Source organism: Pandoraea eparura (assembly GCF_902459725.1).
GTDB lineage: Bacteria > Pseudomonadota > Gammaproteobacteria > Burkholderiales > Burkholderiaceae > Pandoraea > Pandoraea eparura.
On record NZ_CABPSH010000001.1, the window covers coordinates 195,469 to 221,549 of the forward strand.

The 26,081-nt window shown below is 62.4% G+C and carries 23 protein-coding genes, 1 tRNA gene and 2 pseudogenes; 11 read left to right on the forward strand and 15 right to left on the reverse strand.

The window, feature by feature from the left end:
* Nucleotides 1-248 precede the first annotated feature (248 nt).
* Nucleotides 249-473, forward strand: a pseudogene (locus tag PEP31012_RS00885) (DUF1153 domain-containing protein); the annotation flags it as partial.
* Nucleotides 474-551: 78 nt separating this feature from the next.
* Here PEP31012_RS00885 and PEP31012_RS00890 read toward each other — a convergent pair.
* From PEP31012_RS00890 to PEP31012_RS00905, 4 genes and pseudogenes are all read right to left on the reverse strand, one after another.
* Nucleotides 552-950: pseudogene (locus PEP31012_RS00890) on the reverse strand (integrase core domain-containing protein); the annotation flags it as partial.
* 1,225 nt (nt 951-2,175) lie between these two features.
* Nucleotides 2,176-2,739 (reverse strand): hypothetical protein, encoded by a 564-nt coding sequence (locus PEP31012_RS00895; RefSeq protein ID WP_150587487.1) that lies wholly within the window; start codon nt 2,737-2,739, stop codon nt 2,176-2,178.
* Nucleotides 2,740-2,824: 85 nt separating this feature from the next.
* Nucleotides 2,825-3,040, reverse strand: a complete 216-nt coding sequence (locus tag PEP31012_RS00900; protein WP_174978066.1) for a hypothetical protein — start codon at nt 3,038-3,040, stop codon at nt 2,825-2,827.
* Between the two features lie 351 nt (nt 3,041-3,391).
* Nucleotides 3,392-4,312: a hypothetical protein gene (locus tag PEP31012_RS00905; protein WP_150587488.1), complete on the reverse strand. Its 921-nt coding sequence runs from the start codon at nt 4,310-4,312 to the stop codon at nt 3,392-3,394.
* A 199-nt stretch (nt 4,313-4,511) separates the two neighbouring features.
* Between PEP31012_RS00905 and PEP31012_RS00910 the strand changes: the two genes are divergently transcribed.
* Nucleotides 4,512-4,613 carry a hypothetical protein gene (locus PEP31012_RS00910; protein ID WP_150588017.1) on the forward strand — a complete coding sequence of 34 codons (102 nt, stop codon included), beginning with the start codon at nt 4,512-4,514 and terminating at the stop codon, nt 4,611-4,613.
* 168 nt (nt 4,614-4,781) lie between these two features.
* Here PEP31012_RS00910 and PEP31012_RS00915 read toward each other — a convergent pair.
* Nucleotides 4,782-4,858: transfer RNA gene (locus PEP31012_RS00915), tRNA-Arg, on the reverse strand.
* 189 nt (nt 4,859-5,047) lie between these two features.
* On the opposite strand from PEP31012_RS00915, the gene rocD reads away from it, so the two are divergent.
* On the forward strand, nt 5,048-6,265 hold the full coding sequence (gene rocD, locus PEP31012_RS00920; RefSeq protein ID WP_150587489.1) for an ornithine--oxo-acid transaminase: 1,218 nt from the start codon (nt 5,048-5,050) through the stop codon (nt 6,263-6,265).
* 81 nt (nt 6,266-6,346) lie between these two features.
* On the opposite strand, the gene PEP31012_RS00925 is transcribed toward rocD, so the two are convergent.
* Nucleotides 6,347-6,676 (reverse strand): DMT family transporter, encoded by a 330-nt coding sequence (locus PEP31012_RS00925; RefSeq protein WP_150587490.1) that lies wholly within the window; start codon nt 6,674-6,676, stop codon nt 6,347-6,349.
* Nucleotides 6,677-6,852: 176 nt separating this feature from the next.
* Here PEP31012_RS00925 and alaC point away from each other — a divergent pair, with 176 nt between their 5' ends.
* Nucleotides 6,853-8,070 (forward strand): alanine transaminase, encoded by a 1,218-nt coding sequence (alaC, locus tag PEP31012_RS00930; RefSeq protein WP_150587491.1) that lies wholly within the window; start codon nt 6,853-6,855, stop codon nt 8,068-8,070.
* An 80-nt stretch (nt 8,071-8,150) separates the two neighbouring features.
* On the opposite strand, the gene PEP31012_RS00935 is transcribed toward alaC, so the two are convergent.
* From PEP31012_RS00935 to PEP31012_RS00950, 4 genes are read right to left on the reverse strand one after another with little or no spacing between them, the layout of a single operon-like run.
* Nucleotides 8,151-8,564, reverse strand: coding sequence for a PPC domain-containing DNA-binding protein (locus PEP31012_RS00935; protein WP_150587492.1), 414 nt, complete (start codon nt 8,562-8,564; stop codon nt 8,151-8,153).
* Nucleotides 8,561-9,097 carry a PPC domain-containing DNA-binding protein gene (locus PEP31012_RS00940; protein ID WP_246171089.1) on the reverse strand — a complete coding sequence of 179 codons (537 nt, stop codon included), beginning with the start codon at nt 9,095-9,097 and terminating at the stop codon, nt 8,561-8,563. Before PEP31012_RS00940 ends, PEP31012_RS00935 begins: the two co-directional genes overlap by 4 nt.
* Nucleotides 9,094-10,713 (reverse strand): acyl-CoA synthetase, encoded by a 1,620-nt coding sequence (locus PEP31012_RS00945; protein ID WP_150587493.1) that lies wholly within the window; start codon nt 10,711-10,713, stop codon nt 9,094-9,096. Before PEP31012_RS00945 ends, PEP31012_RS00940 begins: the two co-directional genes overlap by 4 nt.
* Nucleotides 10,714-10,752: 39 nt before the next feature.
* On the reverse strand, nt 10,753-11,919 hold the full coding sequence (locus tag PEP31012_RS00950) for an acetyl-CoA acetyltransferase (protein ID WP_150587494.1): 1,167 nt from the start codon (nt 11,917-11,919) through the stop codon (nt 10,753-10,755).
* A 576-nt stretch (nt 11,920-12,495) separates the two neighbouring features.
* Here PEP31012_RS00950 and PEP31012_RS00955 point away from each other — a divergent pair.
* The 3 genes from PEP31012_RS00955 to PEP31012_RS00965 all read left to right on the forward strand — a co-directional run bounded on the left by PEP31012_RS00955 (nt 12,496) and on the right by PEP31012_RS00965 (nt 16,251).
* Complete coding sequence (locus PEP31012_RS00955) at nt 12,496-13,515, forward strand: TRAP transporter substrate-binding protein (RefSeq protein ID WP_150587495.1); 1,020 nt, start codon at nt 12,496-12,498, stop codon at nt 13,513-13,515.
* A gap of 15 nt (nt 13,516-13,530) precedes the next feature.
* The gene (locus tag PEP31012_RS00960; RefSeq protein WP_246171124.1) at nt 13,531-15,393 is read left to right on the forward strand and encodes a TRAP transporter large permease; all 1,863 of its coding nucleotides are present in this window, start codon (nt 13,531-13,533) and stop codon (nt 15,391-15,393) included.
* Between the two features lie 102 nt (nt 15,394-15,495).
* Nucleotides 15,496-16,251: an SDR family NAD(P)-dependent oxidoreductase gene (locus tag PEP31012_RS00965; protein WP_150587497.1), complete on the forward strand. Its 756-nt coding sequence runs from the start codon at nt 15,496-15,498 to the stop codon at nt 16,249-16,251.
* Nucleotides 16,252-16,277: 26 nt separating this feature from the next.
* Here the strand turns inward: PEP31012_RS00965 and PEP31012_RS00970 are convergent, their stop codons facing one another.
* Nucleotides 16,278-17,222: a LysR family transcriptional regulator gene (locus PEP31012_RS00970; protein ID WP_150587498.1), complete on the reverse strand. Its 945-nt coding sequence runs from the start codon at nt 17,220-17,222 to the stop codon at nt 16,278-16,280.
* 346 nt (nt 17,223-17,568) lie between these two features.
* On the opposite strand from PEP31012_RS00970, the gene PEP31012_RS00975 reads away from it, so the two are divergent.
* Both PEP31012_RS00975 and PEP31012_RS00980 read left to right on the forward strand, forming a co-directional pair.
* Nucleotides 17,569-18,642, forward strand: coding sequence for a sigma-54-dependent Fis family transcriptional regulator (locus PEP31012_RS00975; RefSeq protein ID WP_150588019.1), 1,074 nt, complete (start codon nt 17,569-17,571; stop codon nt 18,640-18,642).
* Between the two features lie 877 nt (nt 18,643-19,519).
* Nucleotides 19,520-20,680 (forward strand): porin, encoded by a 1,161-nt coding sequence (locus PEP31012_RS00980; protein WP_150587499.1) that lies wholly within the window; start codon nt 19,520-19,522, stop codon nt 20,678-20,680.
* A gap of 137 nt (nt 20,681-20,817) precedes the next feature.
* On the opposite strand, the gene PEP31012_RS00985 is transcribed toward PEP31012_RS00980, so the two are convergent.
* The gene (locus PEP31012_RS00985; protein WP_150587500.1) at nt 20,818-22,209 is read right to left on the reverse strand and encodes a gamma-glutamyl-gamma-aminobutyrate hydrolase family protein; all 1,392 of its coding nucleotides are present in this window, start codon (nt 22,207-22,209) and stop codon (nt 20,818-20,820) included.
* Nucleotides 22,210-22,558: 349 nt separating this feature from the next.
* Here PEP31012_RS00985 and PEP31012_RS00990 point away from each other — a divergent pair, with 349 nt between their 5' ends.
* The gene (locus PEP31012_RS00990) at nt 22,559-22,852 is read left to right on the forward strand and encodes a YkvA family protein (RefSeq protein ID WP_150587501.1); all 294 of its coding nucleotides are present in this window, start codon (nt 22,559-22,561) and stop codon (nt 22,850-22,852) included.
* Nucleotides 22,853-22,984: 132 nt separating this feature from the next.
* Here the strand turns inward: PEP31012_RS00990 and PEP31012_RS00995 are convergent, their stop codons facing one another.
* Genes PEP31012_RS00995 through PEP31012_RS01005 form a run of 3 tightly spaced genes read right to left on the reverse strand, consistent with a single transcriptional unit; the run spans nt 22,985 to nt 25,224 of the window.
* Nucleotides 22,985-23,959, reverse strand: a complete 975-nt coding sequence (locus PEP31012_RS00995; RefSeq protein ID WP_150587502.1) for a quinone oxidoreductase family protein — start codon at nt 23,957-23,959, stop codon at nt 22,985-22,987.
* A gap of 52 nt (nt 23,960-24,011) precedes the next feature.
* Nucleotides 24,012-24,425, reverse strand: coding sequence for a methylglyoxal synthase (locus PEP31012_RS01000; protein ID WP_150587503.1), 414 nt, complete (start codon nt 24,423-24,425; stop codon nt 24,012-24,014).
* Nucleotides 24,426-24,444: 19 nt separating this feature from the next.
* Nucleotides 24,445-25,224 carry an SDR family oxidoreductase gene (locus tag PEP31012_RS01005; RefSeq protein ID WP_150587504.1) on the reverse strand — a complete coding sequence of 260 codons (780 nt, stop codon included), beginning with the start codon at nt 25,222-25,224 and terminating at the stop codon, nt 24,445-24,447.
* Between the two features lie 206 nt (nt 25,225-25,430).
* Here PEP31012_RS01005 and upp point away from each other — a divergent pair, with 206 nt between their 5' ends.
* Nucleotides 25,431-26,081, forward strand: coding sequence for a uracil phosphoribosyltransferase (upp, locus tag PEP31012_RS01010; RefSeq protein ID WP_150587505.1), 651 nt, complete (start codon nt 25,431-25,433; stop codon nt 26,079-26,081).

Sequence of the window (26,081 nt, forward strand, 5' to 3'; positions counted from 1 at the left end):
GCAAACGCACGTGCGGTATTGAACGTCCTGGTCATCCGTGTTGAAGGAAATGCGCAATGCGGGACGCCGAGGCTGTCGTCGAAACCGAGACTGCATGCCGTCGGCCGGCCGCGGTGCGTCAGATTCAGTGCGCCGTGTGGGTTGTGCCGTCAGGCCACAGCCGGCGCCGGCTGACGCGCGGATGTTTTATCGCTGATGTAATGACCCACTGAAAACCTGCTCAGGTGTTAACCTTCGAGGACAAACACATGAGCATGAAGATGGAAGACGAGATCAAGCGGTGGACGGCCAAGCGCAAAAGCGCGTTGGTGCTCGACATTATTCAAGGCAAAACGACGATATCTGAGGCGAGCCGGTCGTTTGACCTCGCACCCTCGGAAGTCGAATCGTGGGTCGAAGACGGCAAGCGGGGCATGGAAAATGCGCTGCGAGCAAACCCGCTGGACGTTCGGGAGCAATACGAGCGGCAACTCTAAGACCTGCAAGAGGCATACGGCGAGGCAATGCTGGAGCTGCGTGTGACCTCCCCCCGCTTAACCGAGCACCTTGACCTAGAGATTTCCGGCGTCAAGGTGTGCGAGTCGGAACTCCCCCGGAGTCAAATCGCCTAGCGAGCTATGCGGTCTGAAGTCGTTGTAGTCCCGTCGCCAGTCCTCGATCTTTTCACGAGCGTCGTCCAATGACAGGAACCAATGCACGTTCAGGCATTCATCCCGGAAACTGCCATTGAACGACTCGATGAACGGATTGTCCGTGGGTTTTCCTGGCCGAGAGAAATCCAAGGTTACGCCATTTTCATACGCCCAGTGATCTAGCGCATGCGAAATGAATTCGCTTCCGTTATCGACCTGTATGCGTTTCGGCGTACCTCGCAGCGCTTTCACATGCCCCATCTTGGCCACCACATCTGCCGCCTTCAAGGCGTAATCGACAGTGATCGCCAAGCTCTCCGTGAATCGCCCCCGGGGCGATTCACGGCCCCCGCATGCAAAGAACGCTCAGATAATTTTTTCCACTATCGGCAAGAGTATGAGACGTCACTGTACGCCCCTCCCATACCCCTTGGTGCGACATTGCTACCAAGTGGTTGGATAGCCAGCCATCTGGAAAAACCAGCCAAGCAAATGAGCACTAAGAGTAATCCCACTCAGAAATGAGGAAGTGCGTGTCCAACGCGGTGAAGAATCAGATGTTTATCAACCTGCCCTTCATCTGCAGATTGCGGTCCAAGCAATCGAACACCGCCACAACTTCGAGCGAATATCACCCCCGTCCAGGCTAACTGGCAGGACAACAGTCAGGCCTGCCTACGCGCGCATACAGCAGGGATTGGGCCTTACGGCATAGATGCGGCGCACGCCGGCCGTGCGCCGAAATGTTATGGGACCGAGATCTTCATCCTTCACATATACATAGTGCTCAGACGCGTTCGAAGGCGGTGAAGAAATGACTGGCAACTCTCAACGCTCGCCTATCACGCGCCGCGTGAACGCGTCACGTCCCCATCCAAAGCGGTGGCTGGACGAATCCAAGTTCTCAATGCAGTGAACTATTGAACGCCTTTCACTGATGCGAACACTGTCAAACTGCATCGAGGTAAATCGCTTTGAAGCGATTAGAAACCAGGCGCTTCGCGACACGCACAACTCACTACGACTCGTCATGGCACCAGACGTGCAATGAACATCGACCTCTGGAGACAGGATGTCTATTATCGATCGATATGAATCAAACTGAATCGTCGCGAATCCGGCTCTTGAACTATGACGCCCAAAGGATTGCCGTGTACCTCGAGCAACCGAGCACAGTCGCCACTCGCGTTCACAAGGCAGTCGACGAAACTTGAGTGCGAATGTGCTAGACGCGAACAACGGCAAACCTAAGAACGAAAAAGGACGATGTCGCGGGATCGCGACCCACGGCAGAAATGGCGGGGATAGGAAATGGGGAAATTACGCGCCACCCGCCCCTCGGAAGAAGCGAGAGTGCTCGGGAGCGTGACCAGCAAGAATGGCGGAGAGGTGATTCTGAAACGGCGAAAGCTGCGCAGCCCGAATACAATGCTGTATTCGGGCTATCTGTCGCGGCAAGATGCCTAACGCGTCTGCAACACGATTCGATTGGTTGATATATCCGGCGCGCAGGTATCCGTACGCGCGGATTTAGCGGGGACGATTAATACTTGAACTGACTTTCATAGGTGGTCATCGAAGCACCATACTTGCCATGCTCCGGGTATTTGTAGCCGGATACGTGTGCGCGCATCTGTTCAACGTTGGGCGTGCGCTGATTCGCGTCACCGCTCACAGTCGTTAGTGGGCCGTTGACATTGCCACCAGCAGGCACCCCGTACCGGCGCTGCGAGGCATTGACCGACTGCTCCGACTGCGGGACTACACCGCTCGGCATTGCAGGGCTCGCGGCAATGAAATTATTTGCTGCTACCGGCCCTGAGCCTTCAACGACATAGTTGGCTCGCGATTGAGCACCCGACCGGTTTGCGCGGCGCATGGGAATATTTTTCTCGTCGCAGATTCGGCGCCACGCAGTTTTGAACGTAGACAACTTGATCGCAAGACCATGGCGATTCAACGAATCGACGATGGCTGCGTCAGTGACACCATACTCAAGAATGGCGACTTTAATCCAGTCTGAGTAGTCGCGGATCGTATCAGTCATGCTGCGGGAGTGCGCCGACAACTTTTGCAGATCTGCCAAAAAACCATTTACATCCAACATCCTCACCTCCGAGTGCTTTGGTTCCACGGGGCGCTAACGGTGGCCGCGCCCGATCGTTTTTAACTGGACGGTTTTACGTGCGCTCTTATGCTGCCCCGTGCATCAATGCGCGCTCGATGCCATCAACCGGCCATGCAAGTTTGCGCGATGCCAGACGCGTAGGACGGATGCCGGCGTACTCACCGTAAATGCAATGACTCTTGCGCATCGTCTGCGGCTTGACAAGCAGGATTGCCGCCGCCTCTTTGGTGCTAATGTGGGTACGGTTCAGACACACTTCGGACAAGTTCTTGACATGCATTTCAATCGACTCCGCAACTCCCGAACGGGAGTGGTTTAAGGATTGCCCACGAGACGTTCGCTGCAAGCCAACCTGCGCTTACCAGTCGTTCCCGCCGGGACAGTTCGTGAGTCGAATTTGATATGGCGGAGACGCCGACACCGATGCCTCCGCGATTGGAGTCCCTTTTGCGCCAATGACTTAGCCACGTGGTGACCGCATTTCCCTCCCCCAAAATCAAAAAAACCTCCGCAATCTCAGTCTGCGGAGGCTATCGAATTTAGTAGGCGAAAAAGTAGGGGCGACGCTAGAGACAGACTGCTTTCAATCCGAAACCGCGGGGCATGTCTGCGCCATCCTGCAGAGCGCAAGCTAGAACTTCATGACACCGTTGGCAGCACTGTAATCCTTCAAGACCTCGGCCTTGCGCTCCCAGTCTTCGCGCCATACTGCAAGTTCTACGGTCGTCTCAAAAACGCGACTGAGCCTTTCGAGGCCAACCGTACGCGTCGTGAAATAGCCTTCATGTGCTGGAGATGCGAGTTCTCCCTTGCTGAGCTTCTTATTCACCCCGAGGTACAGAGCCGATGCGAGCTCAATTGGATTCCAAAGGGCGCCGGAAGTGCCCACGCCACCGACTGACTTCCTAGCTTCCACGAGCCATTTCGTTGTGCCCGGATCCTTAAGCTTGACTGACCACTCACGCATTGACCAAATGCAACCGTCAAACGCTTTTGCGATTACCCCCGAGGAAGGGTAATGCTCGAGCGGCTTCTCCTTCGTCACGACAGCTTCAATTTGAGCACTTCCGCTTGCCTTGCGCGTTGTCCACGTCTCCGACTCATTGGCAGGGGAAGACGCCGGGATGCCCCAGTGGCTCAAAAGAAATGGTGCCAGCGCTTTTTCGCAGGCCGCTTTGAGTCGAGACGGGTCCGAGAACCGTTCAGGATCGTCGACAGTCATGAAGCGCGGCGCCACTTGGGCAACTCGCTTCACAAACCAATCAGCTTCCTTGATGTTCCGATACTTGCACCACAGGAGAAATGCGTTCGGGGTCGGACATATCGAACCGAACGGCTCACTTTTCCATAGCGAAAAGATCCGCTCGGCGGTCTCGAAGTTCGAGCTCATTATCGCCAGGTCCCGGCAGTCCTCCAAGGTGAGAAACTTCCCATTAGATGCCACCGGAAACTGCTTACATACGAGCAAGGCACCCTCCAACGGCGACCATTTCTTCATGGCCATCGCATTGATGATATCCTCGTCGTTCGTTGTCCTAACCGCCATCACCATTCTTCTTCCTCAGTTCTAGAAATCGGGACCGCAATCATACCTCGACCAAATCGGCCCGGCTTGGCGCTCGCAACAAATAGGCACGGCAAACTAACTTGACGCCTCCCCGTCCGCCAATGCTCTCGGCTTAGAAGAGACTTCGGAAAATTACATCCTTCCAAAATAGTCATTTGCAATACGAACTTATTGACGTCAACGGCTGTCGCGCTCAAGCGCAGAAGCGCAGAAGCGCAGAAGCGCAGAAGCGCAGAAGCGCAGAAGCGCAGAAGCGCAGAAGCGCAGAAGCGCAGAAGCAGTGTAGGACTTTGGGATCAATAGCTGCAACGCCAAAGCAGGGGTTTGATTCGCCACCGGAGGTGACGTTGATCATGGTTGACTTAATTTGATCGAAAACGCCTACACAGCACCTACACCGCCTGCAGACAAAGTCCCATCGAAACAAATGCAACGTTTAAACCATTGATTTTACTGGCCTGCCCAGAGGGATTCGAACCCCCGACCGTCGGCTTAGAAGGCCGATGCTCTATCCAACTGAGCTATGGGCAGTGCGTGATGGCGGCGACAGGAAGTCGCTGCCGGCGGGTCCGGGTGTGACGACATATCACGCGTCACGCCCGAGCAATCGGCAATTATAACGCACGCGCATGCCAATTTCATCGGCATTGCTTCAGGAGATGTCCCCCTTTGCGCGCCGTCTCGTTCGCCTTTAGACTGGCAACGTGGAGGAGCGCGAGCATGAACGAAATCGAACGCGAACAACGCTTTGGCGCCCACAACTACGCGCCGCTGCCCGTCGTGCTTTCGCACGCCAAGGGCGTCTGGGTCTGGGATGTCGAAGGCAATCGCTATCTCGACATGATGAGCGCCTACTCCGCCGTCAGCCACGGCCATGCGCATCCTCGCCTGGTCGCCGCCCTCACCACGCAGGCCCAACGCCTCGCCGTCGTCTCCCGCGCCTTCTACACCGACCGGCTCGGTGCCTTCCTCGAACGGCTGTGCGACCTCACCACGCTCGGCGGCGCCCTGCCGATGAACACCGGCGCGGAAGCCGTCGAAACCGCCATCAAGGCCGCCCGCCGCTGGGGCTACAGCGTCAAGCGCATCCCCGCCGATAAAGCCGAAATCATCGTCGCCGACGGCAACTTCCACGGACGCACCACCACCATCGTCGGCTTCTCATCCGAACCCGCCTATCGCGCCGACTTCGGCCCGTTCTCCCCCGGATTCGTCCGCGTGCCCTTCGGCGATATCGATGCCGTGCGCGCCGCCATCACCCCCAACACCTGCGCCGTCCTGTTCGAAACGATTCAGGGCGAAGGCGGCATCGTGCTCCCGCCCGACGGCTTCCTGCGCGCACTTCGCCAGCTCTGCACAGAAAACAACGTGCTCATGCTGCTCGACGAAATCCAGTCAGGTCTGGGACGCACCGGCCGCTGGTTCGCCTATCAGCATGAAGATATCGTGCCCGACGGCGTCATGCTCGGCAAAGCACTCGGCGGCGGCCTGCTGCCCGTGTCCGCCTTCGTGGCGCGACGCGACATCATCGACCTGTTCGAGCCCGGCAGCCACGGCTCGACCTTCGGCGGCAACCCGCTCGCCGCGACCGTCGCGCTCGAAGCGCTCGACGTCATGGCCGACGAAGATCTGCCGGGAAACAGCGCCGAAATGGGGGAATACCTGCTGTCGCGATTGCATGCGATTCACTCACCGCTCATTCGCGAAGTCCGCGGCCGTGGCCTCTGGGCCGGCATCGAAATCGACCCCGCACGCGCCGACGCCCACGACCTGTCCATGCGGATGCTGCGCCGTCGCGTGCTGGCCAAGGAAACACGCGCGACCGTGCTGCGCCTCGCTCCGCCGCTGGTGATCGAACGCACCGAAATCGACACCTGCATCTCCGCCCTCAAGGCCGTGCTGGCCGAAGCGGAAAACGAGGCCCGACACGAGGCGTGACACGAGGCATGGCACGAGGCCGAACCAGGCGCAAGGGCGCATGAGCGCCAGAGCACCCGTTCCCCCGAGCACAGCGGCGCGTCAATGCGCCGACGACTTCGACCAGAGATTCATCACCAGGACGCCCGCGATGATGAGCGCCATGCCGATGAGCGCGGGGGCGTCGAGCTTCTGACCGAACAGCACGCGTGCGGCAATCGAGATGAGCACGATGCCGAGTCCCGACCACATCGCATAAGCCACGCCCACGGGAATCGTGCGCAGCGTGAGCGACAGCATGTAGAACGCCACGCCGTAACCCGCCACAACCAACGCAACCGGCCCAACGCGCGTGAATCCCTCCGAGGCCTTCAGCGCCGACGTGGCAATCACCTCGGCCACGATCGCCACCAACAGGTATAGATACGCCATCGACTCTCCTTTTCCTCGAACTCGCGGCCGCCCATCATAACCGACAGGGTTCTGCGCCCCACCCTGCAAAATTCACTTGCCCAAGCCCCCCGCGCCGCGCTACAGTCGCCGTCACGGTGTGGCCAGCACATCGGCGTCGCTCGGACGGTTCCGGGCGCTTACGTTCCAGGATCATCATGTCCAGCTCTCAGGGCTCGCGCAGCTTTGCGCGCATCAATCGTCTTCCCCCTTACGTTTTCAATATCACCGCCGAGCTGAAGATGGCCGCACGCCGCCGTGGCGAGGACATCATCGACCTTTCGATGGGCAATCCCGACGGGGCCACCCCGGCGCACATCGTCAACAAGCTCGTCGAAGTCGCGCAACGCCCCGACACGCACGGGTATTCGACGTCACGCGGCATTCCGCGTCTGCGCCGCGCGATCACACGCTGGTACAAGGATCGTTACGACGTCGATCTCGACCCCGAGCGCGAAGCCATCGTCACCATCGGCTCGAAGGAAGGCCTCGCTCACCTGATGCTCGCCACGCTCGATCAAGGCGACACGGTGCTCGTGCCGAATCCGTCTTACCCGATTCACATCTACGGCGCGGTCATCGCAGGCGCGAACATCCGCTCCGTGCCAATGACGCCCGGCATCGACTTCTTTACCGAACTCGAGCGCGGCATTCGCGAAAGCCATCCGAAGCCGAAGATGGTGATACTCGGCTTCCCGTCGAACCCCACGGCCCAGTGCGTCGAACTCGAATTCTTCGAGCGTGTCGTCGACCTCGCGCGCAAGCACGACATTCTCGTGGTGCACGATCTGGCCTACGCCGATATCGTCTACGACGGCTACAAGGCGCCCTCGATCATGCAGGTGCCCGGCGCGCAGGACGTGGCGGTCGAATTCTTCACGCTCTCGAAGAGCTACAACATGGCCGGCTGGCGCATCGGCTTCATGGTCGGCAATGCCGAACTCGTCGCCGCGCTCGCGCGCATCAAGAGCTATCACGACTACGGCACATTCACGCCGGTACAGGTCGCCGCCATCGCCGCGCTCGAAGGCGATCAGCATTGCGTCGAAGAAATTCGCGAGCAATATCAGCGCCGCCGCGACGTGCTCTACAAAGGGTTGACGGAAGCCGGTTGGGAGGTTGATCTGCCACGCGCGTCGATGTACATCTGGGCCCGCATTCCCGAACCCTATCGCGCACTCGGCTCACTCGAATTCGCGAAGAAGCTGCTTGCGCAGGCCAAGGTCTCGGTCTCGCCGGGCATCGGCTTCGGCGAGTATGGCGACGACTATGTGCGCTTTGCCCTGATCGAGAACGAGTCGCGCATTCGTCAGGCGGTACGCGGCATCAAGCACATGTTCCGTGAAGACGGACTGGTGCACCCGACGACGCCCTGAGTCGCTTCCGAACACGCCACAACGTCACGGGGAGTCCGAAGACTCCCCGTTGGCCTTTCCCGGCACGTCACGCACGACACCTAGGCCGGCAACCACTCCTGCAGCGTCACTTCGATGGTGATGAACGAGAGGTTGGCGCCGCGCACGAAGCGCCCGGCGAACATGCGCCCCGCGGTGTCCGCGACCATGCCGTGCAGCATGGGCAGCTCACTCGCGGCATCGGTCCGTACGTCGACCTCGCCGAACACATTGAGGATTTCCACCCCGGGGCCGCTCACCCGTTGCTCGCGCCAGCCATCGCCCGAGCGAAACGCCAGACGCGCATCGATCAGGCTCCCCACGGCACCGCGCACGATGGCGCGCGAGATGGCATGCTCGGCGCACAGCGCTTCAATGCTCTCCGTCAAGTCCTGATTCGGTTTGAGGCGGGCCACGACCAACCTGCCCAGCGTGCCGTTCTCGATGGCGACGGGGATATCGAGTGCGGCGCTCATGAGAGATCTCCCGCCACGGGATGCAGCAACCGGAAACGCGTTTCCTCGTCATCCGCGCTCACATAGCCGCCTCGCTCGAACAAGCACAGGCGAATCACCACGGGCTCGTCGCCGGCCCAGGTGTGATCGAGAATCAGGTGCCCGCCGTGCAGCTCGCCGCCCGGATCGGCAAACCCCGCATGGCAATGGAGCAGCGTGGCGCCATCGGACGTGCGGCCCACGGTGATCGCGCCACCGATCAGATCCACCTCCCGGATTTCGTCAACCGGCGCCCCGTAGCCGAAGGGACGCTCCGTGTCTGCGGTGGTCTCGATCATGTGATACCGCAGACCTCGCGCGGTGCCCGCGCAGAAACGGCCGACGCCGCCACCATACGCATAGCGGGATAACGCTTCGCGTAAGGACTCACCCAGATTCGCACCCGACCGGATCGTGACGCGCAGTTCGTGCTGCCCGCTCAACACACAGTCTTCCACACGGGGTAACGTGGGGGCGCCTGCATGTCGATAGATCCGTGAAAGCGCAGGTTTCATAGTCGATAGTCTCCTTGCTCTTCGAGCATCGTCTTGATTTGCTTCTTCACGATCTTGCCGTAGCCCGACTTGGGCATGGCACTCCAGAATACGAAGCGGCGCGGCCACTTGTAGCGGGCGATACGCGCTTCGAGATGTCCGAGCAGTTCATCGGCCTGAGCGGCCATGCCTTCCCGGGCAACCACCACGGCAAGCCCGCTCTCACCCCATTTGGGGTCGGGCACGCCGAGCACCGCGCACTCCGACACGGCCGGGTGCGTGAGCAACGCTTCCTCGATCTCGCGCGGGTAGACGTTCGAGCCGCCCGAGATGTACATGTCCGATGCCCGGCCCGTGATGTACAGGAATCCCTGTGCGTCAACGTGTCCGAGATCGCCGGTATGGAACCAGTCGTCCTTGAACGCCTTGGCGTTTGCCTCCGGATTGTTGTGATATCCCATGAAGACGGCCGGGCCGCGCACGCAAATCTCGCCCGACGCGAACGGCGGCTGGCGCTCGCCGTGCTCATCGAGAATCGCCACCTCCATGCCGGTACGCGGCATGCCGCAGGTGCCCACGCGCGCATCGGGCGCGTCGTCGTCATCGGTGTGCAGCCACGGCGGCAACACGGTGATGTTGCCCGTCACCTCGCCCAGCCCGTAGTACTGCACCAGCACCAGACCCAGCTTCTGCAATGCGAATTTCTGATCGGCGCGATACATCGGCGCGCCGGCGTAAATCACGAACCGCAGCGAGCGATGGTCGTAGCGATCCACGGCCGGATCTTCGACCAGCATCTTGACGATGGTCGGTACTGTGAACATGTTGTCGACGCCATGACGCTCGATGGCCTGCCAGACTTGTTCGGCATCCATTTTCTCTCCTGGCAGCAACACGCTGGCCGCCCCACGCGCCGTATTGACGATGGCGTGAATGCCCGCGCCGTGCGAAAGCGGCGCCACCACCATCGAGCGGCTGCGATATGTGATGCCGGGCATCAGGTCGGCCAGATGATTCGTCACGACGAACGCCATCTGTCCATGCGAGAGCACCCCCGCCTTCGGATGCCCGGTCGTGCCCGACGTGTAGAAGAACCACAGCGGATCCTCGTACTCGACTTCCGCCTCGTAGCCGGGCGCACCGCGATGTTCCGCGAGCAGCGTCTCGTAATGCATTTCCCCCGCGCGCGGCACACCCAGTGCGATCACATGGCGCAATGCCGGCGACGCGGCACGCACGGCGTCGACATGCCCTTCGAAGCCGATGTCGTAGATCATCACGCACGCACCACTCGATTGGCCCAGATACGCCGCCTCGGGTGCGGTAATACGAAAGTTCGTCGGCACCCACACCGCGCCCAGTCGAAAGGCAATCCACGCACTCTCGAAAATCGGCAAGTTGTTGCGCGAGTGCACCAGCAGCTTGTCGCCCTTGCCCACGCCCAGCTTGCGCAGCGCCTCGACGGCGGCGTTCACGCGCGCATCGATCTCTGCCCACGTGCTGACCTTGTCGCCGACGATCAGACCGGGTTCGTCCGGATGACGCCGGGCAACGTCGGCCAGCAGGCGGCCGAGATTCATGACCTTCTTGAGCATATCGCTCGTCTCCTCGTTCCTTTTCTCAGTGCTGCCCGGCATACGCCGGGCAGCCTGCCTGAGCGCGTTTGCAGCGACCGTTCAACGCGCTTCGAGAATGCTCACGTAATTGGCGACGGCCGCGCCGCCCATGTTGAACACGCCCGCGAGCCGCGCGTTGGGGATCTGCATCTCGCCCGCGGTCCCCGTCAGTTGCATCGCGGCCATCACGTGCATCGACACGCCCGTGGCGCCGACGGGATGGCCCTTCGCTTTCAGCCCCCCCGACGGATTGACCGGCAGCAGGCCATGCTTCTCGGTCAGGCCCTCGGCCACCACGCCTGCGCCCTGCCCCGGTTTGGCCAACCCCATGGCTTCGTACTCGATCAGCTCGGCGATCGTGAAGCAGTCGTGCGTCTCGACCAGCGACAGATCCTTCAACGCGACACCGGCGACCCCCAGCGCCTGACGCCACGCATGCTGGCCGCCTTCAAACGCCAGCGGATCGCGACGCGAGAGCGGCAGGTAGTCGTTGACCTGCACCGCCGCACGAAAGCCGACCGCCTTCGGCATCGTGCGCGCCACGTCGGCCTTCGAGATCACGAGCGCAGCGGCGCCATCCGACACCATCGAACAGTCGGTGCGCTTGAGCGGCCCGGCCACAAACGGATTCTTCTCGGAGACGTTGCGGCAGAAGTCGTAGCCGAAGTCGCGACGCATATGCGCGTACGGATTCACCGACCCATTGCGATGATTCTTCGCGGCAATGCGCGCAAGCGCATCGGACTGATCGCCATAGCGGTCGAAATAGGCCTGCGCGATGGTGCCGAATACGCCCGCGAAGCCACCCGGAATGTCGGCCTCCTCGCGCGCGTATGAACACTTGAGCAGCACTTCGCCCACCTGGGGCGTCGCCAACTCGGTCATCTTTTCGAAGCCGATCACGAGCACATGGGTGGCCTTGCCCGCCTCGATCGACTGCAAGCCGCCATGCACGGCAGCCGATCCCGTTGCGCACGCATTTTCGTAGCGAGTGGCCGGTTTGAAGCGCAGGCCGGGAATGCGATTGAAGACGAGCGACGACGGAAAGTCCTGATAGAGGAAGCCGCCATTGAAGGTGCCGACGTGAATGGAGTCGATTTGCTCGGGCGCAAGGCCCGCGTCGTCGAGTGCGGTCTGGGCGATATCGGCCAGCAAAACTTCGGCATCGACGTTATCGAGTTTTCCGAACTGGGAGTGGGCCCAGCCGGTGAGGCATGCAGCAACCATGAAGTGTCTCCGGAAAAATGAGGTCATCCAGACTCCGGTGAGCAATTTCGATGCCAGACCCGTGCGTCGCAGTCTCGCCTTGCGCTATTCAGGGCGCCCATGACGCCATGCCTCTGCGTTGGGTCCCCATCCTGACGTTCGCTCGCGCGCCATTGACGTAAGCGTAAAGCCACCGTCGCCAGCCCATCAAGCGAATTCATCGGCGTGTCAGGGCGCACGTCTTTTGCTGCGCCGCAATGCGACATCGCGCACCCCGAAGCCAGCGACACCTGTCGCATCGTCGTCGCCGCTCGCATGCGACAGGTGTCGCAAGATGGGCTACCGATGCGACAGGTGTCGCACGGCCGGCCGCCCAACCCGGCCATCCGCATGGCGTCAGAGACCAAAAATGCTTAATAACGTAAGGGTTTTCCCGTTCGGACGGCGATCTGGCACTCGATTTGCGTAAGATAGCCAAGCCACTTGCGAGCCGCATCACGCTCGCGTTACGAGATGGCCGAGGCGTTGCAGGGCAACACGTCCACCACCTCGCGCTTCAGACGCAGTCACCAAACCAATAAACAGGAGACATGCAGTATGAGCAACATGGATCGCCGCCACTTCATCAAAGTCGTCGCAGCCACGTCGGCCGCCGCCGCCACGGGCTTGTATCAGACGCAAGCGCACGCTGCCGAATTCACGCTGAAGTTCGCCAACAACCTTCCCGCCAGCCACCCGATGAACGTTCGCGCCAAAGAGATGGCGCAAAAGATCGCGGAGCAGTCCAAAGGTCGCATCGACTTCCAGATTTACCCGAACAACCAGTTGGGCAGCGACAGCGACATGCTGAGCCAGGTTCGCTCGGGCGCCATCGACTACTTCACGCTCTCGCCACTGATTCTCGGCACGCTCGTGCCCTCGGCGCAGATCTCCGGCGTGGGCTTCGCGTTCAAGGACTACAGCCAGGTATGGGCCGCGATGGACGGCGACCTTGGCGCCCATGTGCGCAGCCAGATCGCGAAGACCTCGGTATTTGCCTTCGACAAGATCTGGGAAAACGGTTATCGCCAGATCACCACGAGCAGCCGCCCAATCAATTCGCCGGTCGACCTCAAGGGCCTGAAGATTCGCGTGCCGACGAGCCCGCTGTGGACATCGATGTTCCGCTCGTTCGACTCGGCGCCCACGTCGATCAACTTCTCCGAAGTGTATTCGGCCCTGCAAACGCACATCGTCGAAGCGCAGGAAAATCCGCTGGCCATTTTGGCCACGGCCAAGCTGTACGAAGTGCAGAAGTACGTGTCAATGACAAACCACATGTGGGACGGCTTCTGGTTTCTCGCCAACAAACAAAAGTGGGACAAGCTGCCGAAGGACCTGCAGGCGATCGTCACCGCCAACGTGAACGCGGCCGCTCTGGCGCAACGCGACGATGTTCGCAAGCTCAACGAAAGCCTGACGACCGAACTCAAGCAGAAGGGCCTGGTGTTCAACGCACCGAACAACGAGCAGTTCCGCGACAAGCTTCGCGCCGCGGGATTCTATGCCGAATGGCACAAGAAGTTCGGCGACGAAGCATGGTCGATGCTGGAGAAGTACACCGGGAAGCTTGCGTAAATGGAAACGTTGACGATGACGGCCGAGCCGACGCACGCGCTTGCCCGCCTCTTCTGCCACGTCAACCGTGCGGTGATGAAAGTCACCGAAGCGGTTGCCGTGCTGCTGGTGGTGGCGGAGACTCTCATCCTGCTCGCGGGGGTGATCTCGCGATATGGGTTCGACAATCCGCTCACGTGGTCGGACGAACTGGCACAGATCCTCTTCATCTGGCTGTCGATGCTCGGTGCCGTGCTCGCGCTCGATCGGGGCGAGCACATGCGGCTGTCCGCCATCGTCAACAAACTCCCGGTGGCATGGCGCGACTGGTTCCAGACCATGGCCGCGCTCACGGTCTGCGTCTTCGTCGCACTCATTATCGTGCCCGCCTATTCCCATGCCATCGAGCAGATGGACATCACGACGCCCGCGCTCGAAATACCCGACGGGCTGCGCGCCGCGGCCCTGCCGGTGGGGGCGGTGCTGATGCTGATCGCCGCCGTCTCGCGGCTGGCGCGCTGCTCGAGCCTGCGTCAGCTCGGTCTCGGTGTGCTGGTCGTGGCCGCGCTGGGCGCCGCGCTGTGGCTCGGGCGCCCCGCGCTCATCGCCATGGGCAATTACAACTTGCTGGTGTTCTTCGTGCTGATCGTCGGTGTGTGCGTGGCCGGCGGCATCCCGATCGCCTTTGCCTTCGGGACGGCAACGCTGGCGTATCTGGCGCTCGTGACCGACGCGCCGTTGCAGATCGTCGTCAGCCGCATGGACGAAGGGATGTCGGGCCTCATCCTGTTGTCGGTGCCGCTGTTCGTGCTGCTCGGCGCGCTCATCGAGATGAGCGGGCTGGCCCGCAGCCTCATCGAATTCATGACCGCCCTGCTCGGTCACGTGCGCGGTGGCCTGCAATACGTGCTGCTCGGCGCGATGTTCCTGGTCTCGGGGATTTCCGGATCGAAGGCCGCCGACATGGCAGCGGTCGCACCCGCGCTCTTCCCCGAGATGCAACGGCGCGGCTCGAAACCGGAAGATCTCGTGGCCTTGCTCTCGTCGACTGGCGCCATGACGGAGACGATCCCGCCGAGCCTCGTCCTCATCACGATCGGCGCCGTGTGCGGCGTGTCGATCACCTCGCTCTTCGTCGGCGGCCTGCTGCCCGCGGTCATCGCCACGCTCGCCATTGTCATCGTGTGTTTCGCGCGTTCGCGCAAAGAAGCACCGAGTGCGGCCCGCCGTGCGCCGTGGCGCGTGATCGGCAAGACCTTCATCGTGGCCCTGCCCGCGCTTGCCCTGCCAATTCTCATCCGCACGGCCGTGATCGAAGGCGCCGCGACCGCCACCGAAGTCTCGACCGTCGGTATTGCCTACACGGTCGTGATCGGCTTGATCGTGCATGCGTTCAAGAAGCACCTGAACTTCAAGCGCCTGTACCCGCTGTTGACGGAAACTGCAGCGCTCTCGGGGGCGATCCTGTTGATTATCGGCATGGCCACGGCCATGGCCTGGGCACTCACGCAGTCCGGGTTCTCCGCCGCACTGGTCAGCCTGATGCACGGCATGCCGGGCGGACAGGTCGGCTTCCTGCTCATCTCGATGGTCGTCTTCATCATCCTGGGCAGCGTGCTTGAAGGCATTCCCGCCATCGTGCTGTTCGGACCGCTGCTGTTCCCGGTGGCTCGCTCCCTGGGCATTCACGACGTGCATTACGCGATGGTCGTGATCCTGTCGATGGGCATGGGACTCTTCGCCCCGCCGCTGGGCGTTGGCTTCTACGCCGCGTGCGCCATCGGCAAGACATCGCCCGACAAGGTGTTCAACCGGATGTGGACCTACATGGGCGCGCTGTTCATTGCGCTGCTTCTCGTGGTGCTCGTCCCCTGGATCTCGATCGGCTTCCTGAAGTAAGGCGAATCCGCCAGCGATTTCGCAATATCACCGACGGGCTCCGCCGCAAAGCTGGCGGCGGAGCCCGATCTGTAAAAATCATTAAATTTAGGAGTCCATATCATGACGGAGAAGGTAGCGGTAGTGACGGGCGGCGCAATGGGCATTGGCGCCGCCATCTGCGAGCGCCTGATGAATGACGGCATGACCGTGGTGGTCGCCGATCTGAACGAAGCCGCAGCCTCGGAGACGGCGGCCACGCTGAGCGCTGCGGGCGGCAACGCCTGGGCGCTGGGCATGAATGTGGGCGACGCCGCATCGATTGCCGACGGCTTCGCACGGATCGCGCAGCGCCATGGCCGCTGCGACGTGCTCGTGAACAACGCGGGTATCGCCAAAACGTTTCCGTTTTTCGACTATCCGCTCGATCACTGGCATCAGGTCATGGCCGTGAATCTGACGGGCACCTTTCTGTGCGGGCAGCACGCCGCGCGACTCATGCGTGAGCAGCGTTGGGGGCGTATCGTCAATCTGGCATCCGTGGCGGGCATTCTGGCCAGCGCGGGGCGCACGGCCTACGGCACCTCGAAAGCCGCCGTGATCGGGCTCACGCGCCAGATGGCCATCGAACTCGCACCGTTCGGCATTACCGCCAACGGCATCGCCCCCGGCCCCGTCGACACGCCGCTCACGCAGGCGCTGCACTCCGACATTTCGCGCCGTCACTACACAGAGACGACGCCACTGGGCCGCTATGGGCAGCCGCGCGAGATCGCCGGCGCGGTGAGCTTTCTCGCATCGGACGACGCCTCGTATGTGACCGGCCATATCCTGCCGGTCGACGGCGGCTTCGTCGCCGCCGGCATTCTGGAAATCTGACCTCGCGCTGGTTTCCCGCGTCGTTTTCAGTGCGCGCTGGTGTCCGGGCTGTCGGGCACCAGCCGTGCGCCCCGCGCGCGCTGCATGTCGTGCCATACCGCGCGCGCATTCTCGACAAACGTCTCGACACACGGATTGTGATTGTCGCGGCTCCACAGCAGCGCCACTTCCGCCACCGGTGCATTGCGCAACGGTCTGAAAACCGCATTGCCGAACGCGCTCGTGCTGCTCATCGACATCGGCACCATTGCCACCCCCAGGCCTTCGCCCACGAGGTTGATAATCGTCTGCTGCAGATTGGTTTCGAGCCGGATGTGCGGCGAAAAGCCCGCACGGCGGCAATGATCGACGACCAGATCGTAGACGAGCGGCGCGATCTCGCGCGGAATGCTCACGAACGACTCCTCGGCCAGTTGCGCGGCGTCGAGCACACGCGCCTTTCCCAACGGGTGCGTGCGCGGCAGCACGGCCACCATTTCCTCGCGAAACACGGTCGCCGTATTGAGCCCGGTCAGGTCTTCCGGGCGATACATGATGCCGACGTCGGTCCGCCCAGCCCGCACGGCTTCCGCCAGCAGATTCGGTAACGTCTCCGCCAGTTTCATGTCAACGCGCGCATAGGCGGCGGCATACGTGCGCGTGAGCGCGGGCAGGATGTTGTACGCCGAGGACATCATGAAGCCGACCGTGATCGCGCCGTCTTCGCCGCGGCTCGCCGCCACGACATTGCGGCGCGCCCGGTCGACCGAGTTGAGGATGTCCACCGCATCCTGATAAAAGCGCGCGCCGGCCCGCGTGAGCCGCACACTGCGCCGCGTGCGCTCGAAAAGCTGCACGCCCAGCTCCGCCTCCATCAACGCGATCTGACGCGACAGCGGCGGCTGCGAGATATGCAATTGCTGGGCTGCGCGACCGAAGTGAAGGGTCTCCGCGAGCACCACAAAGTACTGGAAATGACGCAGCTCGATCATCTGATACCTCAAAGGTATTAATAGCGCATCTATATTGTATTGGATGTTATGACTGTCCAGTCGTATGCTGCATTAGCGGTTGGCCACCCGAGCCGGCTGCGACATAAAGAGACGTCAGGAATCGCCAGGCCACAAGCCCCCGACGGCGCCCTTTCGTACCGATACGAGAAGGAGACAAGTCATGCCCGCTCACCTTGCTGTAGCGCACGCCCCCGCTCGACCTGTCGGCCACACCAGTCCCCTTGGCGCCGCCACGGCCAACACCGCCTTCAACAACATTGCCGCCCTGGCCGAGCGCATCGTGCGCGTACCGGCCGCCGCTGCCGTCGCTGCCGCCGCCCCGCAGATGCGCCCCGACTATCTCGCCATCGACGACCTGTGCGGCACCGACGCCCGCATGCGCGACTTGCTCGCGCGCGGCAAGCGCTTCGTCGATCGCGGACTGCCGGTGTTGATCCTCGGTGAGACGGGAACGGGCAAGGAGTTTCTGGCCAGAGCGCTGCATGCGTATAGCGAGCGGCGCGCGCAAGCGTTCGTCGCGATCAATACGGCATCGCTGCCGGAGCCTCTCGTCGAGAGCGAACTGTTCGGCTATCAGCGCGGCGCGTTTTCGGGTGCCCTGCCCGGCGGGATGAAGGGAAAATTGCAGCAGGCCGATGGCGGCACGCTGTTTCTCGACGAAATCGGCGACATGCCCCACGCGCTGCAGACGCGACTGCTGCGCGTGCTCTCGGAGCGTGAGGTCACGCCGCTGGGGGCGAGTCAACCGGTGCCCGTCAACGTGCAACTGATCTGCGCCACGCATCAGGATCTCGCCGGCGCTGTGGCACAGGGCACGTTCCGCGAAGATCTTTATTACCGCATTGCCGTGGGCGTGCTCACGCTGCCGACGCTGCGCGAGCGTGACGACAAGCGCGAATTGATCGCCCACATGCTGTGCGACGAGTGGCCGGGGCTGCGCGCCGAGCAGGCACTGGCGCGCCTGTCGCCGGAGGCCTTGGTGTGTCTGCTGGCCCACGCATGGCCGGGGAATCTACGTCAGATGCGCGCGGCATTGCGATACGCGTGCGCAGTGATGAGCGGCCATGTGCTGTGCATGGACGACCTGCCGCCGGAGCTCGTCATGCCGTCGACGGCGCCCCGATCGGAAGGCACCATCGCGATGCGCGCGCCGCAAGTGCGAGATGCCGTTGTGTCGCGCCACGCCGCCAAGTCGGTCGACACCCGTGCGCAAGCGTCACCGAACGATCACGAGCGTGAGCGCATTCTGCAGGCCCTCGCGCAACATCGCTGGAACATCTCGGCAGCAGCGCGCACGCTCGGCTTCTGTCGGGCATCGCTGTATCGCAAGCTCAAGCAGTTGCGCATTCCCCACGTGCGCGATTGCGGCGACGTCCTCAGCGCGGGCCACTACGCGTAGCCGAAAACGCAGCAGCAACACGACGAAAACGCGACGAAAATGACGAACAAAAAAAAGCGCGGCCAATAAGGCCGCGCCAAGGTTTGGAGACTTTTCACTCAATGCAAAAGTCTACTTCTCGCGGAACGTAGTATAGGGTCTGGCCTCTCGAATCATTCTCATCATTCGGCGCAATGCAGTATTCGGCGACTCGCAATAGTCCGTAAAACACTATGTATAAAGGACTTTTTGACGCGAGTCGTTCATTCACGCTGGCCAGCATCTAGGATTTTCCTCATCTGGCGAGCGCCATTGCTTCCGATGACGAGACCCTGATGACCGCCAGATGCGGTCTCGAATAGGTCTGTTGATATCGCTGCCGCAATACCCGATGTGTGTCGCATCGATGAGCGCCCGATATCGGCGGCAGTCGCAAACATCGACGACATGAATTCGCTCGGTGTTTGACGCTCGCGTCAATGCGTGCCGCGACGCGTTCTCGCGTCGCCGGAACTTAATCCGTCAATCCCGGTCGCGTGCAAATCCAGTACTGGCAATACTTCACGCGCGATCGTGCATCGCTTGTGCATTGTCTCCCACGCGCAACACACGTCGCTTGCGTGGCGATTTATGGCCTAGGCTTAATCAAGCCAATCCCTTATCTGACAACGCTTTCGGGCACCTTCGGCGCATTCTTCCCGTATCCGAAATAGATTCTTGCGGATTCTGAAATAGGTGCGAGCCACGCTCACTCATACACTGCCCCCTGTCAACAGAGCAGTGCCGATACCTGATCGGGTTCGCGAATGACAAACCGTCACCTCGACATGTTCTGTTTCGCCGCGTTCTGTTTTCACGCGAATTCTGCGATTCGTGTCACGTTACTGGAGCTTAGACCATGAAAAAAACTCTTCTTGCCGCTGCCGTTGTCGGCGCGTTCTCCGCGAGCGCCCAAGCACAAAGCAGCGTCACCCTGTACGGCTTGATCGACGCCGGCGTCGCTTACACCAGCAACTCGACGACCTCGACGGCTTCGGGTTCGAAGAACTTCCGCGCAACGAGCGGCCTGATCAACGGCAGCCGTTGGGGCCTGAAGGGTGCGGAAGACCTCGGTGGCGGCAACAAGGCCATCTTCGTGCTGGAAAACGGCTTCTCGATCAACAACGGCACGTCGGGCCAGAACGGTCGCATGTTTGGCCGTCAGGCATTCGTTGGCCTGCAGAACGACAAGTTCGGCTCGGTGACGATCGGTCGTCAATACGACTCGCTGGTTGACTACCTGGCACCGCTGACGCTGAACGGCTCGTCGTTCGGCGGCACGATCGCAGCGCACCCGTACGATAACGACAACACGAACAACTCGTTCCGTGTGAACAACTCGGTCAAGTACTCGAGCGCCAACTACAACGGCCTGACCTTCGGCGGCCTGTATGGCTTCTCGAACAAGGCTGGCGACTTCGCCAACAACCGTGCCTTCAGCGCCGGCGTGAACTACGCCAACGGCCCGCTGACCGTGGCCGCCGCCTACCTGGAACGCCAGGGCAACACGGGCGCCAACAACACCAGCGGCGCCGTCGACACGTCGGCTGGCGGTGACTCGGTGTTCGCCGCCTCGAAGCAACGCGTCTGGGGTATCGGTGGTAACTACGCCTTCGGCCCGGCAACCGTCGGCCTGGTGTACACCCACACGCAACTCCAAGGCCTGACCGGCCTGAACTTCAACAGCACCGCTGTTGCCTTCGGCAACGACGGCCTGAAGTTCGACAACTTCGAAGTCAACGGTCGCTACATGCTGACCCCGGCAGTCTCGCTGTCCGCCGCGTACACGTACACGATGGCCAAGCAAGATTCGACCGACAAGAAGCCGAAGTTCCACACTGTGACGCTGCAAGCCGACTACCGTCTGTCGAAGCGCACCGATGTGTACCTGACCGGTTCGTACCAGCACATCTCCGACAACGAAGGCACGGGCCTCCAAGCCGGTGTCGGCGCTGCCGGCGGTATGTCGTCGACCAGCTCGCAAACCGTTGTGGGCACGGGCATCCGTCACCGCTTCTAATCGATGCGGCGCGAGCACCGGAGGCAGTATTCCGGTGCTTCGGATAGAAAAATGGGCAGCCTCGCGGCTGCCCATTTTTCATGGAATCGATCGCAACGCGGTCAACCATGCGGTCAAACGCGCGATCGGCAGTTCAATCAGAAGCGCGTTTCGCGCGCGGCGCGCAGGAAGTTGTCGAGCACCGGCGTGCAATCAAGATACTCCGGCCCGCCCGCCCGGTGAAATTCCGGGTGCCATTGCAGCCCCATCACGAACGGTGCCTTGCGATAGCGAATGGCTTCCACCACACCATCTTCCGAACACACCGCCTCCACACTCAGATCGCGCCCAAGTGTGCGCACCGACTGGTGGTGGATGGAGTTGACGATCGGCACATCGACCGGCCCCAACATCTGAGCGAGCGATGACCCCTCCGGGAAGGTCAGCGTGTGACGGTTGTGTTCGTAGGTATCGGTCACGTGCGGAATCGCATCGGGCAGATCCGTGGCGATATCCTGGTGCAGCGTGCCGCCAAACGCCACGTTGATGAGCTGGCAGCCGCGACACACGCCAAGAATCGGCTTGCCCTGCTCCACGAACTCATGCAGCAATTCGAGTTCGTACATGTCGCGCATGCGGTCGCCCTGCCATTCGTGACGCGTCGCCACCTCCGAATAGCTTTGCGGCGAGACATCCGCCCCGCCCTGCAACACCAACCCGTCGAGATGCTTCGCATAGTCATGCAGACGGATATGACTCGGGTGCAGCAGACCCTGCGTGTCGACCGTGGGAATCATGAACACCAGCACGTCGCGCGACATTACCCAGTGCGCGATCGACTCTTCGAGGTACTGCAGCGTCTTGCTGCGCAACCCCTTCGACCCCGGCTCCGGATGGAAGATGCGCGCCGAGATGCCGATCTTCAGCGTGCGCTGCGTGATGCGCTGTCCCGCGCGTTCGTACCACGCGCGGAACCGCGCCGACGTGATGCGACGCAGCACCGACCACGGTGAATCGCCCGCCTGCAGATAGGACGGCTGCGTCCCCATCGACGCGGGGCTGCCGGGACGCGCCGCGCCCGGGCCAAAGGTCGGTTGATGCAGCGGCTCGTCGCCACCGCCCATGCCGGTGACCCCCGCCCCCCCGGTCTCTCCCTCGCCTTCGCTCGGCTTCGGTGACGAGGCGCCAATCGGATTGCGCTCCGCTGCCACTTCGGCGGTCGGCGCCTGGAACGGAGGTTTCATCGCTGCCGTCGCTGCCGCCTCTGGTGCCGGCGGGGTGTCCGGCGCGTGCGCCGGGCGCGTGAGTGTGTCAGGATTTGCCGGCATGTCGCTGGAAGCCTCGGCCGTGCCAGCGACGGGCTTCGCCGTCGGATGCGGCGTCGCCGCGGTGGCCGGCGCTACATAATCGGATCCCCGCGGCGAAGCCGGCGTGGCAGCGGCGCCCGCCTCGGTGGCGGGCGGTGTCAGGGGTGGGGTTGCGCTCTTGCTCGTATCGGACTCGGTCTTGTTCGGCTGCTGCGGCGATTTCGGATCTTGAGCGTCGGTCATGGTGGCGTTTGGATGGCGTCCGCGAAGGGGAAAAATGGATGGACCACTGCGGCTGGCAAATTATCCCGCTGGCCCGATCCCGCCGCAACCTGGAAAGCCAATCGACCGCCAGATCGGGCGCGAGGGCACCCTACGCGTGTCGATGCATCGATGAAACCGACCCGGTTCGGTAGGGTCGAAGCAGAATGTCACGTATCGTGCGCCATCGCCAGCACCCGACAGGTCGCAAAGCCAATCATGACAATAGACACACGATACAATCACTTAACGAAGCGATTGGCGACGTTTCCGACAATTCAATGAAGCCATCCGCCTCGCCCGGCGGCAATATTCGTCCAGGAGCCTGCAAGTGAAGCGTTTTCTGCGTCTGTGGCAAGTCGCCCGCCACGATTTTCGCGTGCTCTGGCACGCGGCCCGCGATCCGCGCCGCCCGCGCTGGCTGCTGCCCGCGCTGGCGCTGCTCGCCGTCTATCTGATCAGTCCGTTCGACCTGATCCCCGACTTCGTGCCGGTGTTCGGCCTGCTTGACGACGTCGTCGTGATCGGGCTGGTCGTGCATTGGCTCATCAAGCGCCTGCCCGCCAACGTGCGCGAGGATGCACGCGCTCACGCCCACGCTCCCGTCTTCAAGCAGCGCGCCTGAATTCAGCAGCCCCCGACGGCGTCGTCGGCGACACGCCATGGATAAGTTCCTGGCGGCCGGCGACGACTGGACTGACACCCAGCGATGGGGGGCGCTTCATATCTCCCCAGCGTTGGCACCATCCACCGCCACTCAGGGCATGAGCAACGTCGACCCCGTGGTCTTTCGCGCCTCGAGATCGCGATGGGCCTGGGCCACGTCGGCCAATGCGTAGCGCTGATTGACCTCGATCTTGACCGCGCCCTTGCCGACGATGTCGAATAACTCGTTGGCCGTGGCTTCCAGGTCGGCACGCTTGGCCGTGTAGTTGAACAAGGTCGGGCGCGTGAAGAACAGCGAGCCGCGCGACACGAGATCGGCCGTGTTGATCTGCGCGACCGGGCCGGATGCGCTCCCGAAGTTCACCATCATGCCGAGCGGGCGCAAGCAGTCGAGCGAGCCGATGAACGTGTCCTTGCCGATGGAATCGTAGACCACCGGTACCCCTTCGCCGCCCGTGATCTCCTTCACGCGTTCGACGAAATTCTCACGCGTGTAGACGATGGGATGGTCGCAGCCGTGCTTGCGCACGAGCGCCGCCTTCTCATCGGAGCCGACCGTGCCGATCACCGTCGCGCCGAGCGCCTTGGCCCATTGGCACACGATAAGACCCACGCCACCGGCGGCCGCGTGGATGAGGATCGTGTCGCCGGCCTTGACCGGGTAGGTGCGGCGCAGCAGGTATTGCGCGGTCATGCCTTGCAGCATCATGGCGGCGGCCTGGTCGTCGCTGATGGCATCCGGCACTCGCACCAGCGAGGCCGCGGGCATCACGCGGGCCTGCGCGTAGGCGCCGCACGGACGGCTGGCATAGGCCACGCAATCGCCCGCCTTGACGTGCGTCACGCCCTCACCCACGGCCTCGACCACGCCCGCAGCTTCCATGCCCAAACCGGCCGGCAGCGGCTGCGGGTACAGACCGGTGCGGAAATACACGTCGATATAGTTCAGCCCGACGGCGTTGTGGCGCACACGCGCTTCGCCCGGTCCGGGGTCGCCGACTTCGACGTCGACATACTTCATCACTTCCGGGCCGCCATTCTGTTCGATGCGAATTGCCTTGGTCATCCTCGCTCCTCTCACGCTTGTGAAGTGTGTCGTGATGTGTTGGTTCCCGGCGTCACGCCGCCGGTTGTGCGGCCAGACGCGCGATCAACTGTTCGAGCAGCATGCGCGCCGTGGCGCTGTTGGTCGCGCACGGCACGTTGTGCACGTCGCAAGCCCGCACGAGGGCGTTGATATCGGGTTCGTGCGGCTGCGGCGTCATCGGGTCGCGCAGGAACAGCACCATGTCGACGCGCCCCTCGGCCAGTTGCGCGCCGATCTGGAGGTCGCCGCCGTGCGGTCCCGAGAGCATGCGCTCGACGTCCAGGCCCAGCTCGGTGGCGATGCGTCCGCCCGTCGTGCCCGTCGCGACGAGCTGACACTGGCGCAGCACGTCGACGTAATCGCTCGCCACCGCCAGAATGTCGTCCTTCTTCATGTCGTGCGCGATCAGCGCAATCCGGACCTTCGGTACCGTCGATACTGTCATTGGAGCCATCTCAAAAGGGTTAAAACGTGCCCGGATACGCGCCGCCGTCGATCAGCACGTTCTGTCCGGTAATGTAGCCCGCCTGTGCGCTGCAGAGAAACGCGCAGGTCGCGCCGAACTCGTCCGGCTGCCCGAAGCGGCGGGCCGGAATGGCGGCAGCGCGCTTCGCGCGGGCCGATTCCAGCGTCTGTCCGTTCTTGGCCGCCCATGCCTGAAGGGTGTGCGCAAGGCGGTCGGTATCAAAAGCGCCCGGCAGCAGGTTGTTGATGGTGACGTTGTGGCCTACGGTCGTGCGCGCCAGCCCGGCGACGAACCCGGTCAGCCCGGAGCGGGCACCATTGGACAGCCCGAGGATATCGATGGGCGCCTTCACGGCCGACGACGTGATGTTCACGATGCGCCCGAAACCGCGCGCGATCATGCCGTCCACGCTCGCCTTGATCAGTTCGATGGGCGTGAGCATGTTCGCGTCGAGCGCTCGAATCCAGTCGTCGCGTTGCCAGTCGCGGAAGTCGCCCGGCGGCGGCCCGCCCGCGTTGGTCACGAGAATGTCGAGGGGTTCGCACGCCGCAAGCGCCTGCGCGCGCCCCTCGGGCGTGGTGATGTCGCAAGCCACGGGGGTGACGCGCACGCCGGTGGCCACGCGAATCTCGTCGGCCGCCGCCGTGAGCGTCTGAGCCGTGCGGGCAACGATCACAACGTTCGCCCCCGCTTCGGCCAGCGCCTGCGCACACGCCCGTCCCAGCCCCTTGCTCGCACCGCAGACCAGCGCGGTGCGCCCCTTGATTCCCAGATCCATGTTCAGCCTTCGACAAGTGAAACGTTGGACAACTGCGGCCGCGCCGCGTCTTGCAGCGATTCTAAGGGAATCGTGCGGGCTCCGCTTTGTCGGGCGCGCGCCTGGGCGATCGCCCCCTGCGGCGTCGAAACCCGGACCGGCGGCGCCCGCATCGGCTAAAATCGCGGCCATGCGGGCCACACCGGCCCTGCCTCCGATTGCCTGCCATGAAACAAGACTCCCGCTTCCCGAATCTCTATATCTGCGATCACCCGCTGATCCAGCACAAGCTCTCGCATATGCGCGACAAGGAAACGTCGACGCGCACGTTCCGCGGTCTGCTGCGCGAAATCACCTTGCTCATGGGCTACGAGATCACCCGCGACCTGCCGCTCACGACCGAGCACATCGACACGCCGATGGTCGCCATGGACGCGCCCGTCATCGCAGGCAAAAAGCTCGCCATCGTGCCGGTGTTGCGCGCCGGCGTGGGAATGAGCGACGGCCTGCTCGATCTGGTGCCATCGGCACGCGTCGGTCACATCGGCGTGTATCGCGACGAGCAGCATCGTCCAGTCGAATATCTGGTGCGCCTGCCCGATGTGGCCGACCGCCGTTTCATTCTGTGCGACCCGATGGTGGCGACCGGCTATTCGGCCGTGCACGCCGTTGACGTGCTGCGCAAGCGCGGCGTGGCGGCGGAGAATATCGCGTTCCTCGCGCTCGTGGCCGCGCCCGAAGGCGTGAAGGTGCTCCATGATGCGCATCCGGACGTGAAGCTGTATGTCGCGTCGCTCGACGAGCGTCTGGACGATCACGCTTACATCATTCCGGGTCTGGGCGACGCGGGCGACCGCCTGTTCGGCACCAAGAACTGA

Coding starts and splice junctions, on each gene's coding strand:
- PEP31012_RS00945 (WP_150587493.1), bottom strand. CDS start 10,713: ATGCCGGGCAGCACTGAGAAAAGGAACGAGGAGACGAGCGATATGCTC.
- PEP31012_RS00980 (WP_150587499.1), top strand. CDS start 19,520: ATGAAAAAAACTCTTCTTGCCGCTGCCGTTGTCGGCGCGTTCTCCGCG.
- PEP31012_RS00995 (WP_150587502.1), bottom strand. CDS start 23,959: ATGACCAAGGCAATTCGCATCGAACAGAATGGCGGCCCGGAAGTGATG.
- PEP31012_RS00985 (WP_150587500.1), bottom strand. CDS start 22,209: ATGACCGACGCTCAAGATCCGAAATCGCCGCAGCAGCCGAACAAGACC.
- PEP31012_RS00925 (WP_150587490.1), bottom strand. CDS start 6,676: ATGGCGTATCTATACCTGTTGGTGGCGATCGTGGCCGAGGTGATTGCC.
- upp (WP_150587505.1), top strand. CDS start 25,431: ATGAAACAAGACTCCCGCTTCCCGAATCTCTATATCTGCGATCACCCG.
- PEP31012_RS00900 (WP_174978066.1), bottom strand. CDS start 3,040: ATGCATGTCAAGAACTTGTCCGAAGTGTGTCTGAACCGTACCCACATT.
- PEP31012_RS00970 (WP_150587498.1), bottom strand. CDS start 17,222: ATGATCGAGCTGCGTCATTTCCAGTACTTTGTGGTGCTCGCGGAGACC.
- PEP31012_RS00905 (WP_150587488.1), bottom strand. CDS start 4,312: ATGGTGATGGCGGTTAGGACAACGAACGACGAGGATATCATCAATGCG.
- alaC (WP_150587491.1), top strand. CDS start 6,853: ATGTCCAGCTCTCAGGGCTCGCGCAGCTTTGCGCGCATCAATCGTCTT.
- rocD (WP_150587489.1), top strand. CDS start 5,048: ATGAACGAAATCGAACGCGAACAACGCTTTGGCGCCCACAACTACGCG.
- PEP31012_RS01005 (WP_150587504.1), bottom strand. CDS start 25,224: ATGGATCTGGGAATCAAGGGGCGCACCGCGCTGGTCTGCGGTGCGAGC.
- PEP31012_RS00935 (WP_150587492.1), bottom strand. CDS start 8,564: ATGAGCGCCGCACTCGATATCCCCGTCGCCATCGAGAACGGCACGCTG.
- PEP31012_RS01000 (WP_150587503.1), bottom strand. CDS start 24,425: ATGACAGTATCGACGGTACCGAAGGTCCGGATTGCGCTGATCGCGCAC.
- PEP31012_RS00975 (WP_150588019.1), top strand. CDS start 17,569: ATGCGCCCCGACTATCTCGCCATCGACGACCTGTGCGGCACCGACGCC.
- PEP31012_RS00960 (WP_246171124.1), top strand. CDS start 13,531: ATGACGGCCGAGCCGACGCACGCGCTTGCCCGCCTCTTCTGCCACGTC.
- PEP31012_RS00940 (WP_246171089.1), bottom strand. CDS start 9,097: ATGAAACCTGCGCTTTCACGGATCTATCGACATGCAGGCGCCCCCACG.
- PEP31012_RS00950 (WP_150587494.1), bottom strand. CDS start 11,919: ATGGTTGCTGCATGCCTCACCGGCTGGGCCCACTCCCAGTTCGGAAAA.
- PEP31012_RS00965 (WP_150587497.1), top strand. CDS start 15,496: ATGACGGAGAAGGTAGCGGTAGTGACGGGCGGCGCAATGGGCATTGGC.
- PEP31012_RS00895 (WP_150587487.1), bottom strand. CDS start 2,739: ATGTTGGATGTAAATGGTTTTTTGGCAGATCTGCAAAAGTTGTCGGCG.
- PEP31012_RS00955 (WP_150587495.1), top strand. CDS start 12,496: ATGAGCAACATGGATCGCCGCCACTTCATCAAAGTCGTCGCAGCCACG.